The sequence below is a fragment of the Vibrio antiquarius genome, from assembly GCF_000024825.1.
Lineage (GTDB): Bacteria > Pseudomonadota > Gammaproteobacteria > Enterobacterales > Vibrionaceae > Vibrio > Vibrio diabolicus.
The window spans coordinates 2,157,559-2,171,410 of sequence record NC_013456.1 but is presented as its reverse complement, the minus strand read 5'-3'; the positions used below and the strand labels follow the sequence as shown (position 1 = coordinate 2,171,410).

General features: G+C 43.8%; 10 protein-coding genes. 7 read left to right on the top strand and 3 right to left on the bottom strand.

The annotated features are described in order from the left end of the window. Positions 1-55: 55 nt before the first annotated feature. From VEA_RS10155 to VEA_RS10125, 7 genes are all read left to right on the top strand, one after another. Complete coding sequence (locus VEA_RS10155; RefSeq protein WP_006741572.1) at positions 56-1,261, top strand: aromatic amino acid transport family protein; 1,206 nt, start codon at positions 56-58, stop codon at positions 1,259-1,261. A gap of 274 nt (positions 1,262-1,535) precedes the next feature. Next, the gene (locus tag VEA_RS10150; RefSeq protein WP_005394178.1) at positions 1,536-2,660 is read left to right on the top strand and encodes an HD-GYP domain-containing protein; all 1,125 of its coding nucleotides are present in this window, start codon (positions 1,536-1,538) and stop codon (positions 2,658-2,660) included. Between the two features lie 87 nt (positions 2,661-2,747). Continuing rightward, positions 2,748-2,966: a hypothetical protein gene (locus VEA_RS10145; RefSeq protein ID WP_005377723.1), complete on the top strand. Its 219-nt coding sequence runs from the start codon at positions 2,748-2,750 to the stop codon at positions 2,964-2,966. A 325-nt stretch (positions 2,967-3,291) separates the two neighbouring features. Then, positions 3,292-4,056 carry an ABC transporter ATP-binding protein gene (locus VEA_RS10140; RefSeq protein WP_006741571.1) on the top strand — a complete coding sequence of 255 codons (765 nt, stop codon included), beginning with the start codon at positions 3,292-3,294 and terminating at the stop codon, positions 4,054-4,056. A 10-nt stretch (positions 4,057-4,066) separates the two neighbouring features. Then, complete coding sequence (locus VEA_RS10135) at positions 4,067-4,951, top strand: ABC transporter substrate-binding protein (RefSeq protein WP_006741570.1); 885 nt, start codon at positions 4,067-4,069, stop codon at positions 4,949-4,951. Next, complete coding sequence (gene fhuB / locus VEA_RS10130) at positions 4,948-6,924, top strand: Fe(3+)-hydroxamate ABC transporter permease FhuB (protein ID WP_006741569.1); 1,977 nt, start codon at positions 4,948-4,950, stop codon at positions 6,922-6,924. Before VEA_RS10135 ends, fhuB begins: the two co-directional genes overlap by 4 nt. A gap of 210 nt (positions 6,925-7,134) precedes the next feature. Continuing rightward, a complete protein-coding gene (locus VEA_RS10125; RefSeq protein WP_006741568.1) occupies positions 7,135-9,357 on the top strand; it encodes a TonB-dependent siderophore receptor in 2,223 nt (740 codons plus the stop codon). Between the two features lie 41 nt (positions 9,358-9,398). Here VEA_RS10125 and VEA_RS10120 read toward each other — a convergent pair whose 3' ends face one another. The 3 genes from VEA_RS10120 to VEA_RS10110 all read right to left on the bottom strand — a co-directional run bounded on the left by VEA_RS10120 (position 9,399) and on the right by VEA_RS10110 (position 13,717). Then, on the bottom strand, positions 9,399-9,947 hold the full coding sequence (locus tag VEA_RS10120; protein WP_012841863.1) for an MSHA operon transcriptional regulator: 549 nt from the start codon (positions 9,945-9,947) through the stop codon (positions 9,399-9,401). 251 nt (positions 9,948-10,198) lie between these two features. Beyond that, complete coding sequence (locus VEA_RS10115) at positions 10,199-11,974, bottom strand: ABC transporter transmembrane domain-containing protein (RefSeq protein ID WP_006741567.1); 1,776 nt, start codon at positions 11,972-11,974, stop codon at positions 10,199-10,201. Positions 11,975-11,977: 3 nt separating this feature from the next. Beyond that, on the bottom strand, positions 11,978-13,717 hold the full coding sequence (locus VEA_RS10110; protein WP_012841862.1) for an ABC transporter transmembrane domain-containing protein: 1,740 nt from the start codon (positions 13,715-13,717) through the stop codon (positions 11,978-11,980). Between the last annotated feature and the right edge of the window lie 135 nt (positions 13,718-13,852).

Genomic DNA, 13,852 nt, shown 5'->3' with positions numbered 1-13,852 from the left:
CCGTTGCCCGATTTAATACCGATAATTCCTAATAAAGTGTAAAGATAAATATACAATGAGTCGTTCTAAAGTATTCGGTAGTACTCTAATTATCGCGGGAACTACAATAGGTGCTGGCATGCTAGCCCTTCCACTTGCCTCTGCCGGCATTGGTTTTTCAACTTCAATCATCATCATGCTCAGTTTATGGGCTCTGATGGCTTTCACTGCCTTACTCATGCTAGAGCTTCATCAGCATGCAGAAAGTAGTGCAACTCTTCATACTTTAGCGAAACAGATCCTGGGCCAAAAAGGCAAGTGGGTGGCAAGTTTTGCGATGTTGTTTCTGTTCTACTCATTGTGTGCAGCGTACATCGCTGGCGGTGGTGCTCAGTTCGGAGATCGCCTCGCACAATGGTTTGACCTTGATATTTCAGGGTCTACATCAACGATAATCTTTACCTTGATTGTGACTTTAGTTGTGACAGTTGGTACCGGTACGGTCGATAAAGTTAACCGCGTGTTGTTCGCGATGAAACTTGTTGCGATGGTTGCTGTGCTTTCTTTTCTTGCTCCAAACGTTACGGAATCTTACTTATTGAGTATGCCGATTGAGCAAGGTCTTATTGTAGCGGCGATTCCTGTTATCTTTACTTCGTTTGGTTTTCACGGAAGTATTCCGGCAATTGTGAATTACTTAGATGGCGATACTTCTTCTTTGCGCAAAGCTGTTATTATTGGCTCGACGATCCCGCTCGTGATTTACATCTTTTGGCAGATCGTGACATTGGGTGTGGTTAGCCAAAGTACGCTTATTGAAAACGGCGGGTTGAGCGCCCTTATTGGTCAACTATCGCAGACGGTGCACCAATCAAACTTAGGCAACATTGTCGGTGTATTTGCTGATTTGGCACTGTTAACGTCATTTCTTGGTGTGAGTTTGGGTCTATTCGAATTTTTGGGTGATACCATCAAAGGGAGCAACGATAAGCCTAATCGCTTGGTTGCGGCACTCGTGACGTTTACCCCACCGCTGGGCTTCGCACTTTTTTACCCTCAAGGCTTTATTATGGCTTTGGGCTATGCAGCGATTGCCTTAGCGATTTTAGCCATCTTTTTACCTCTGGTTATGGTGATCAAGGTTCGTAAATCGGATGATTTTACAGGAGAGTACCGAGTAGCTGGTGGCCAAGGCGCATTAGTGATAACGGGTATCGCTGGCACAGGTATCGTATTAGCTCAGCTGTTAATTACGCTGGGTGTGCTTCCTGCTCTGGGCTAGTTGTTTAGAACGTTCTCTGAATAACCTCTAGTTACTGAATCCATCGTAATCAATCAGTATTGTTAAGCCAACGAGTTTCGCTCGTTGGCTTTTTTAATCTGGATCAAATTACCGTAAGATATTCGGTGAAAGAATTGGTAGAAATGTGCTTTTATTTCGTACACTTAAGTTGTGGTATATCGATAATTTAAGTGGAGAAAACCGCTCAAAATACCATTGAATTTACAACACAATGAGCTTCTCTTGTTTCTCTGCTTGGGTGTGGAGGTGAAGTATGGCGCACCGGAGTTTTTACCCGTTTGCAAAACCGCTTAATGAGCAACTGCAAACGCTAAAGGGCAGGATGCAGGCGCACTTGCCGTGTATTGATAGGGTGTCATTTGCTAAATATCACCCAGACCAAGATGTGCTCAAATCATTTGCAGAAAGTGAGTTCGACACTTGGTGTTTAGCCCACCATGAGTCAGCATTCCGTAAACTCCACCACCTCAATATTGCCTCCAAAAACGCGATTCCTCGCATCGTCGAAGACCTTCACGATATTAATCATTGTCCTCGGGTTCAAACCTTACTCAAACACGGATACCAGTCGTCGGTTGCGATTCCTTGTTACGACAATAAAGCATTTACTGGCTTTGTGTTTTTAAATTCTACTCAGCCCAATGCGTTTAGCTTAGAAGCGTTGAATAGTCTCAAACCTTATTTCGAAATGATTCAATTTGCGGTTGAATCAGAAGACCACGTCGTTAGCGCGATAGAAACGTTGGCGAACCGAATGCAATGTATGATGCCAGGCTACTCCCCTGAGTTTTACGCGCATACCAAACGAATGAAGTACTACAGCCAAGTCATCGCAACGCAGTTAGCGGATCGTTATCACCTGAATGATGAAATGGTCGAAGATATTGGTATTTTTGCTCAATTCCATGCGCTCAGTGATATTCAGCTGCCAGTTGAAATTGCTAGTCGCCGAACAAATTATACTCAAGAACAAGAGGCGATATTGATGCAACATATTGAGCGTTGCATCGACTCGGCCGATGACATAGTGGCTCGTATCGGAAATCCGGTTCACCCGAGTGTGACTTTGTTTTTGCAGATGGTTACGTATCAATACGAAAACTTAAATGGTACTGGTTATCCGTATGGTTTAACCAGTGACGATATACCAATCGCCGCGCAAATTACGGCTGTCGCGAATGCCTTTGATTTTATGACGACGCACCATCCGTACAGACAAGCGTGGTCCATCCCATACGCATTGTTAGAACTTGAAAAATGGGTATATCAGGGATGGTTATCTCGAGAATGTGTTAATGCTCTGCGAGAGCATCAAGGTTATATAAAGAAAATCATCCACAAATATCCGGAGCACTATACAGGCTTGGGGTTAATGTGAAGAGCAGTAACAAAGTTGAAATGTTGACGAGGAGGAATATTTAAACAATACTGTTTTTATATACAGTGATAAGTTTGGAGGTGAAGTATGTTGTGGGAAACCCTTGAAAGAGTAAACCGCTTACGCCAACAAGCACTTGCAAATCCTGAGTTTGTTGAGTCAGCAAAAGAGCACGAACAAGCACTTCAGGAGCAAGAATACCATTATCAAACGAAGAAAAAGCGTTCAGCCAAAGACAAACAAGGTAAAAAGTCGCTGGCCGATATCTATAAAGAAGTAGAGTTTGGCGCTGACGCTCGTCATTAATTTATTCACTGCGGCATTTCTCATTTCTTCATGCGCCGCAGTATTCATTCAAATTTATGCGAGGGCAGTGGTAGACCGCTGCTCTCGTTGACCTGCCGACAATCCACTAATGAAGTCATCCGCAACAAATAATCATTAACACTTAGCAATTCTCTCAATGACTTTGTTGATGTAATGATAATGACAACGGTTTGCATTTGTATCTTTGTTGTTATATAAAACCTCCCTTATTAATCGTTCTGTTGAATAAGAACGGCAAACGTGATGAACGAATGAAAGCGATTGATTAGCTTTCATTTGTGAATGGCTATTAGGTGAAGTAGGGATGTTGGAAGCTAAAGCACTCCAGTTTGAGATTGAAGGCAAGTCATTGCTAAAAGCGTTTGATGTGACATTTGAACCTGGGAAAACATACGCTCTTGTTGGGCACAATGGTTCAGGAAAATCCACATTGTTAAAGTTGCTGGCACAGCAACAGCCATACACCGCTGGTGACGTGGTTCTGCATGGAACGAGCATTAACGATCTCTCAGCGAAAAAATTCGCCCAACACATTGCCTACTTGCCTCAGCATCTTCCGGTGACCGACAGTATTTTAGGTCGAGATTTAGTCGGTTTTGGTCGTTACCCATGGCATGGTTTACTTGGTCGTTTGAGCAAGAAAGATCATGACATTGTTGAAGAATCAATGGCGATGACAGGAACACTAAAATACGCAGATCGCTTAGTTGATACGCTATCTGGAGGGGAGCGCCAACGAGTGTGGCTAGCCATGCTATTAGCGCAAAAAACCGAGTATTTGCTTCTTGATGAGCCTTTGTCTGCGTTAGATATTAGCCATCAAGTCGATATGTTGAAGCTCATCTCTAAACTCAGTAAAGAGTTGGGTTTGGGCGTTATTATCGTATTGCACGACATCAACTTAGCGGGGCGCTTTTGCGATCATATCGTTGCATTACATCAAGGTGATTTGATTGTACAAGGCAATGTTGAACAGGTGTTTACTGAACCTAAACTGAGGGACATATACGGGATAGAGATGAAGATCTCTGACCACCCTGCGGGTTATCCGGTGGCGATGCCAAGCTAGAGGTTGAATAATGAGCAGTACAAACACTCGACTTAAGCATTTCTCTTTCGCTCTCTCACTTAGTGCGCTTTTGGTCAGTTCCTTTCAAGCAGTAGCTGAGGCGTCACCTCGGGTGATGTCGGTTGATTGGACACAAACTGAAACGATGTTGGCGTTAGGGGTCGTGCCCGTAGGCGTCGCTCAAGGGCAAGATTACGATGCTTGGGTAAAATCGCCACCGTTACCTCCTCAAACTAAGGATGTAGGGTTAAGAACTCAACCCAATATAGAGCGTATTTACGAGCTCAGACCTGAACGTATTTTTATTGCCCCGTACTTCTCCTCAATGAAGCATCGCTTAGTCGATATTGCCCCCGTTACCACGATTGACTTATATGAAAGCGGGATTACAGATTGGTCGGTACTTACTCGTTTCACTCGGAGGTTTGGTGAAGAGCTAGGAAGAGAAGCGGAAGCTGAGGCACTTATCCAACAATATGAAGAACGTTTCTCTTTACTAAAACAGCGCATAAACAAAGACCAGCCGCCGCTTTTAATGATTCAGTTTATGGATACGAAGCACGTTCGTGTTTTTGGTCAGAATAGTCTTTACTCTCAGGCTATCGAAAAGATTGGGCTGAGTAATGCGTGGAACGAAGAGACGAATAGCTGGGGCTTCAGCTTGGTCGGCATCGATAAGTTAGCAGGTATAAGAGCCCAAATTGTTATCGTTGAGCCATTGCCTCACGGTGGCAAAAAGCGGCTCTCTCAAGATCCGTTTTGGCAATACGTTGTTCAACAGTCTGGTGAGAAGGTCATGCAAGTCGCGCCTGTTTGGAGTTTTGGTTCTATGCCTTCAGCGCTTCGGTTCGCGGAGTTAGTTACGGCGAGTAAGGTCGAGGAGTTAGAACAATGAAAGCCATGCCTTTAAGCCTTGTGGTGTTACTTTCGGCATTTACCTTTTCTATTGGTGCTTTCCAATTGTATCAAGCAAGTTCATTCTCACTGGCTCTTAGCAGTTTATGGAAACCTAACTTTCAATCTATCGATTCCGTCTTACTTCACTTTAGCTGGTGGCCTCGAGTCTTCACCACGATTATATCTGGTGCTGGATTAGCGGTTGCTGGGGTATTGATGCAGCAAGTTCTGCGTAACCCTCTCGCTTCACCCACGACACTTGGTGTGGCGAGCGGTTCAAGTTTTGCTTTGATGTTAGCTACGCTATTTGCACCTTGGATGTTGGATATTGCGCCTAATTTGGTTGCTCTCATCGGCGGTGTGATATCGATGGGGTTGGTGATACTGTTGTCATGGCGACGAGCGTTATCTCCAACGGTTGTCGTCGTTTCTGGGTTAGTGATAAACCTGTACTTTGCATCATTAAGTACGGTTATTCTGATGATGAATACCGAAAAGCTGAATGGATTAATGATATGGGGAGCGGGCTCGCTTGTTCAAAGCGGATGGGGAGATTTCTCGTATCTTGCACCTCGAATCGCACTTGCCACGGTTATCGCATTTGTGTTTGCAAAGCCGTTAAGTCTGTTAGAACTCTCCGAGCAAGGTGCCAAGAGTTTAGGTGTCTCGCTAGCCAAACTGCGCTTTGTCTGTATTGGGCTTGCGGTACTAATCACTTCTTGGGTCGTTTCTGCAGTAGGAATTATCGGTTTCATCGGGTTAGCAGCGCCTGCGATTACTCGATTGATAGGTATCAATAAAATCCAGCATAAGCTTTGGGTATCGATGCTGATTGGTGCCATGTTATTGACTTTAACCGATTTGGTTATTCAGCAACTGCCGGGGCTAATGGCGAGTTTTATACCAACGGGAGCAGCAACGGCTGCATTGGGCTCTCCGCTACTGTTATGGTTGTTACCTCGCTTATCACAAAAGACGCAGGGCCATACTCAAACAGTGTTAACTCGACACCGTCAACATGTTTACAAGCTAAACCCTAAAGCGATCTCATTGGCGTTGATCGGCACGTTAATTTCCGTTGTTCTTTTTGCCACGGTTGCTGTGCAAAATGAAGGGTGGACAAACTTATTTTCTAGCCAAAATTGGATTTTTTTGGAATGGCGCGCACCTAGATTATTTGCAGCAGCAATTGCGGGGGCAATGTTGGCGATTGCTGGGACCATGATTCAACGCCTAAGTGGAAACCCAATGGCCAGTCCTGAAGTGATCGGCATCAGTTCAGGGACAGCGATGGGATTGATCATCGCGATGTTTACTGGGTTTGGTTCGTCAATTTTCACTCTTTCTCTAGGCGGGCTCGTAGGCGCATTAGCGACGGTATTGGTCATTGTGCTGCTAAACCGTAAATCAGGTTTTCAGCCGGAGCGCATTTTGTTGACTGGTATTGCTATTACCGCACTGATGAATGCAATACAGAGCTTTATTCTAGCCACTGGTGACCCAAGAAGTTATCAAGCATTGGCTTGGTTGTCTGGGTCTACCTACTATGTTTCGGTTGAAACGTTACTCCCATTGTCTTTATCTGCGCTTGTCTTTATAGGGTTGAGTTTTCTCTGCGTAAGATGGCTAGATATTCTTCCTGTTGGCGCCGCTTCCTCTAAAGCACTTGGGATTCGCGTTGATCGTTCGCGCGCGATACTGCTGCTTTTAGTTGCTTGTCTCACGGTCAGTGCGACATTGGTTGTTGGTCCTATTAGCTTTGTTGGGTTACTGGCTCCGCATTTAGCTCGCTTATTTGGCTTTAACAAAGCGTCACAACACATGTTATGCGCCGCGATATTGGGTTCCGGCGTGATGTTGTTGGCCGATTGGTTGGGACGACAAGTTCTTTACCCGCAAGAAATACCAACAGGGCTGATGGCGTCTCTCATTGGCGGTTTGTATCTGATGTGGGGATTACGCCGTTTATAGATACCAGCTAAGCCTCAACGAAGAAAGTACTTATACAACAAACAAGCACTCGCAATGGCATTGGTAACCTATGCCACTGCGAGTGCCTTATGCAAAAACCTCTGGTTTGTCTTTATGGAAACAACTGGCGATGCCGTAACTCGCTTTTCTTTCAGCGTTCGCTGAAGTCATGAAGGGTTAGTTTGGCTGCCGACAAAAAAGGAGAATAATATGACTCGGCAGTTTATGCTGACACCAACGTCAATGGCGGTTGTATTAGCGTTATCAACACCAAATGTCTTGGCTCAGGAAGATCAAAATATAGTCGTGATTGGACAGCAGCAAGACAGTGCAGTTGGTCCTGATTTTAGTTATCTTGGAGCGAAGAGTCGGGCAGCGACGAAAACTGATATTGCCATCAATGAGACTCCAAGAGCGGTGTCTGTTGTTACGCGAGAACAAATGGATGATCGTGCCTCTATTAGCATTTCTGACGCACTACAGTACACACCAAGTATTCAAACTAATTATTTCGGCGAAGATAACAAGCAAGATTGGTTTATTATTCGTGGTTTTAAACAGGCGAACAGCGGGCTGTATCAAGATGGTACCCGTTTATATTCTTCTGGTTTCTATAGTTGGCAAATAGATCCGTTTGCTTTGGAAAGGGTTGAAGTTTTACGTGGTGCCGCTTCTGTTCTTTATGGGCAAAATCCTCCAGGTGGGGTCATCAATGTCGTCAGTAAGCGACCTCAATTTGATGGGGGCTCAGGGCTTGTATCTTTGGAGTACGGATCTGAAGACCGTAAACAACTTTCTCTTGACGTAAACTCTGAGGTGAGTGAGCAGTTGGCTTTCCGCTTTCAAGGGTTAGCGAGAAAAAATGGGACGAGAATTAGTGGGGTGGAAGCAGAGCGCATTCTTTTCTCTCCATCAATGACTTACAAATTTACTGAGACGTCTGAAATTACCTTTTTAATGAGCTATCAAAAAGACGACTCAGATCCTTATCTGCAATTTTTGCCAGTTGAAGGAACGTTAACGCCAAACAAAAATGGAAAGATCAGTGATAGTTTAGCGATAGGCAATCCCAACTGGGAGACGTTTGAGCGTGATCAGGTGTCTTTAGGCTATGAGTTTTCTCATGCGTTTAATGATACCACTTCGTTTGTTCAAGCTGCTCGTTACAGTGAAATGGATGTTAAGTTGAGACAAATGTATTCGTACGTTTACTCGGCTGATGTACCTGGGTTGGGGCCGATTTTAGATCCATCAAATGAACGCAAGACCATACTTCGGGGCGCTTCAACAGAAGATGGATCATCCGATGCTTTTAATATTGATAATCGTTTGATGCACCAAGTAAATTGGGGAAGCGTTGAGCATAACTTGATGTTGGGTTTAGATTTTCAAATGATCAGTATCGATGGTAAGGACTTTGCGAATGATCCTATCGTTGCTGATGGTAATGCGCTCTTAAACACACCAATGGGAGCTTTGCCTGACCCTAGGTTTAATGTATTTAATCCCACTTATTCGGATAATATAACGTTACTCGATCCGAATACGCTACAGCCATTGAGCGAAACCGATAAGCAAAGAACGAAAGTTGAGAACCGACAGCTCGGTGTCTATTTTCAAGATCATATGCTGATTAACGATAAATGGACAATGTTATTGGGTGCGCGTTACGACGATACAAGTAATGAAGTACATAATGTTACCACGGGTGCTCGCACGAAAGTCGATAATGGAGAGTGGACGTTTAGCGTGGGAACGGCTTATATTTCTGATTCTGGCTTCACGCCATATTTTAGTTACTCTCAGTACTTTGATCCAATTATTCAAGAAGACAGCAATGGTAAGCCAGCGAAGCCGGAAAGCGGTGATCAATTTGAAATCGGTATGAAATACCAACCGGATTCATTTGATGGCTATTTCAATATTGCAACGTATCGGGCAACAAAAGAAAACTTGGCTCGTATCTACTTGAGTGAATTAACGCAAATAGGAAAAATAGAAAATAACGGCGTTGAGTTTGAAGTTGTAGCTAATGTGACACCATCCTTAACATTAATCGGAAACATAGCCTATGTTGATGCAGAGATAAAAGAAGACGTCAATAAGACATGGGTTGGCAAAACACCTTCTCAAGTCGCGAATACCGTATCATCAGCTTGGGCACATTATCGTTTCTTTGATGGACCTCTTGATGGCGTGGCTGTTGGCTTAGGTGCGCGCTATACAGGTGAGTCATACGGAGATAATGAAGAGAGACTAAAAGTACCAAGTTACTTTTTAATGGATGCGACGGTCAGCTATCGCATTGGAGATTACAAGCTACAAGTCGCAGCCAAAAATATCACTGATAAAGAGTACATAGCGACATGTGATGGTTTTTGTTGGTATGGCGATCGACAAAATATTATTGCCAGTTTAACTTACGATTGGTGATTTAACGGATAAATAAACACCCCTAGTGTAGGGGTGTTTATTTAGAAATCGGCTTTGCGGACAAAGTGTGGGTTTTTATACTTTTTCTGCGGACCAAACGATGATACGACGAGCTTGTTCCATAACGTTTTGTCAAACTCACCCTTTGGAATCGAAGGGTAGAGGGTTTCCTCTTCTTCTCTTGCAAAGTTCATGTACTGTTTCTTCTTAATTTGATTGTACTTTTTGGCGATCTGGTTATGTTTCCTTACCCACTCCAGTTTGTAATTGTGGAGCACTTTTTCACCTTCTTCCGCACTCATTCGAGATAGGAATAATCGCTTGTACGAGACCTTTCTGTCCAACATTGTGCGCATGACGGTTTGGATATATTTACCGTGGTGCGTGACAGTAATATCTTTTTCGTCAATAGGAGTGACGCACCAGCCTTTAGGTAAAAAGTCTGGCTTCTTAAACTGCTTATTACGCTCCATTAGCGCCTGATGTAAAATCAAATCAGAGGTACCGCGGAACGTTTTTTGCCATTTACCGATACGAATTTGAATCGAACCAGGCAAGCGATAGATGTTAGTAAACTTATCTTTGTCCATGGACTTGTGTCATGAGATTAATATGCATTATTAGAAAGTGAAAACAGTCTAGTGCAAAGGGCGCCAGACTGAAGTACCGTACGATTTTACAACGACCTTGCGTGATATAGCGAGGGGTTATGTCAATAATAGGTAAGAAATAGAAAATTAGTTCACATTATGAAGAAATTGGAAGCTAATCAGGCTAACTTTTGAAGTTGGGCCGATTATGCCCATGCCTACCAAATAAAAAGAAGGCATGGGTATAAACATCACACCGCTTCTTCGAGTTGCTTGGTTTCTTCTTCAATCTGCTGTAAATGTCGGTTTGCTTGCTGTAACTGATACATTTGGGCATAACGACCATTTTGTTTCAACAGTGTTTTGTGTGTGCCTTTCTCTACTAACTCCCCATGATGAAGAACAATGATTTGGTCCGCATCCAAAATAGTTGAAAGTCGATGAGCGATAACGACTAGTGTCATGTCTTGTCTGAGTACTGCCAAGCTCTTTTGTATTAAAGCTTCTGTTCCTGAGTCAATATTGGCCGTTGCTTCATCTAATATCAATATTTTAGGTTTTACCACAAGCACACGTGCTAACGCTAAGAGCTGTTTTTGTCCAGCAGATAGATTGGTTTCACCTTGACCTAACTGCGTGTCTAGCCCATTAGGATAACGGTGAATTTGCTCTGCCAAACCTACCTTGTCTAACGCATCCCATATTTGAGTATCGTCAACCGCTCGACTAAGAGAGATGTTTTCTCTGACTGAAGCAGGGAGAATGTGCGGATCTTGCTGAACCATTGCCACATCTTTACGAAGGACGTCTTTCCCTAGTGTTTTAAGTGGACGACTATCGATGAGCAGTTCACCATATTGCGTTGGATAAAAGCCCATTAACAGTGACGCTAATGTGCTTTTACCGCTTCCTGTATGCCCGACAAGCGCGATAAAGTCTTGGTGGTTGGCCCTCAACGAAATGTCTTTTAGGACGTCCTGTTTACCATCGTAGCTAAATGTGAGGTCTTTAAGTTCGATAGCACCTGACCTTAATGGTTGATGATCGTTCCCGTAAGTTTGTTCTTTCGCATCAATCAATTCAAAAACACGTTCGCTTGATACTAACGCTTGCTGAAGTAGAGCAAGTTGCTGAGTCATCTCAATTAGTGGTTCAGTAACTCGCGCAAGATAACTGATAAATGCATACAGTACCCCCACACCAATCAACTCAATACCATTAAAACCAAAGATCGCAACCAAGCAAAGCAACGCAAGACCTGCGAGCAAATCCATTAATGGTCTTAGCAGATAGCCGTTTAGCCGAATCACTCGTTTAGATGCCACCAAGTGCTCTGCGGTTAGCTCGTTGAACTGTTTATTAAAACGCTCTTCTTGTTGCATTAATTGAATGACACTCATCCCTTGAATGGATTCACTCAGATTCGCATTTATATCAGTCAATAGGTCACGCATCTTTCGGTAGCTTTCTGTACTTAGCTGCTTAAACAAGTACATAAAGCCGATGACGATCGGTAGCAATACAAGCACAACAAGTGTGAGTTTCCAGCTCATGAAAAACATAACGCCAAGCATCACCACAATCATGACCACGTTTTTCACCACGGTCGCGATCAAGAGCTCATAAAATTGCTGTAGAGATTCCGTATCGTTGGTGATTCGCGATACCAATTTTCCAGCAGGAGTGTAATCAAACGCAGATAACGGCTGCTTAATCACACCAGAAAATACTTGCTTACGAATCGTTTTGATCGTGTTAGCCGCGACAATGCTAAATTGCAATGACTGAAAATACTGAAATGTTGCCGATACAATCTGAAGAGCGATATAACCTACTGCTAGCGAAATCAGAACATTCTGTGAATAGTCACCTTTAGCGATGTGCTCATCAATGAAATATTGAATCAACCAAGGGCCGCCAGCGCTGGCTAACGCTGCGATAAACAGCAAAGCAAGTCCTTTAATCATTGGCTTTGGTTGAGATAATGGGTAAGACATCAACCGTTTAAACGTACTGGTCTGGTTCATTCATTATTCCTCCATCGCCTGTTCTAGTTTTTGGTACTCGAACATTTCGGCGTACCATCCCTGATGCGCTAATAAAGCGCTATGTTGCCCACGTTCAGTAATGTGGCCGTGATTCAAGACAATGATCTCGTCTGCTGCTTCCAATGCGGTGAGGCGGTGTGCAATAACGATTAGGGCTTGATCACGGTAGTGTGTTTCCAAATTCTTAAGGATTTGATGTTCGGTCCGGCCATCAACAGCCGAAAGCGCATCATCCAATACCAAGACTTGTGCATTTAGTAACATAGCGCGTGCTATCGCAATACGTTGTTTTTGCCCGCCGGAGAGTGTAATGCCTTTTTCACCGACTTCTGTTTGGTAGCCTTCAGGAAACTTCTCAATATCGTCATGTATACAGGCTAACTTTGCAGCTCTATAGACTTCTTCTTTCTCTGCATTAGGGTTACCTAAGGCAATATTATCGAAGATAGATTTGGAGAATAGAAACGGGCTTTGATTAACCACGGCAAAGCGGTTGCGCCACTGAGGAAGTAGGGCATCTTTAATCTCAATATCCCCGAATGTAATTGAACCGTTTGTTAGGTCGTGCTGACGCAAAAGCAGCGTTAGCAGGGTTGATTTTCCGCTTCCGACAGGGCCAGCTACTCCCAACATTTTACCGGGCTTGAGCTCGATTTTTATTTCGGCTAGAGCTGGTGGTAAATCACTGGACCAGTGGAAAGCATCGATATCAATTTTTAATGGCAGTGGTTTATCTTCTAATGGTTTATTTCCACTGACAATCTCTGGTGTTTCATCAAAGATCTCTTGTAGGCGATTCCATGCTGCGGAGCCTCGCTCTAAAATATTAAATAAGAAAGCGAAGGCCAGCATAGGCCATATCATCAACCCTAAATACATCGTAAAGGCTGTTAGATCACCAAGCGTGATCTCTCCCTTATCGACAAGGTAAGCACCAGCAGCGACACTGAGAAGGAAAGAGAGGCCGATGGTGAGTTGGATAGCTGGATCAAATCTCGCGTCGACTCTAGCGACAGCGATATTTTTCTGACCGGTATCATCGACTACATCTTCAAAGCGCTGTTGTTCTTGATTCTCTAACCCAAAAGCTCGCAACATTCGCACGCCGTTAAGTGACTCTTGCGTCATGTCTGACATGGTAGAAAAGGCTTCCTGAGCAATGCGGAAGCGTTGATGCAGTATACGGACAATAAAAAAGATGATGATTGCAAGAAACGGCATTGGAAGAAGTGCCATAACGGTGAGCTTCCAGCTAACTTGCGTTACCATGATGATTAAAACTGCAATACCCGTGATCAAGGAATCGGCTGCCGTTAAAACCCCTTCGCCGGCTGTCATTACGATGTTACGTACATCATTAGTACCACGCGCCATCAGATCACCGGTCTTATAACGTTCGAAAAATCGGGGTGGTTGTGTCGATAAGTGCCTATAGAGACGATTACGTAGAATGGTTCCGAGTTCCCAGCTTGCGCCGAAAAGCCAAATTCGCCATAAGATACGGCATCCATAAATGGCAAAGATCAGTGCAGTGAGTCCCAAGAGCCACAGAATCAGCGTATTTGTATCTAACGTGTTATCTACGACCCCATCAACGATGATACCGACCGCTTTAGGAGGAACAAGTTGTAGAGTTGATATCACAGCGAAAAGCAAAATCGATCCGACATAATGCTTCCACTTTTGTTGGAAATACCAACGTAACTGCCAGAATATTCTCATCATGCCTCCCGCTTTAAATTATTGAATTTGTTATAGAACTATTATTGAGCGAAATGATGAGTTTACAAGCACAAATTATTGGCGGTCGGAAAAACGATAGATTGTTTCGATTACGGGCGCGTGCGGTCGCGAATT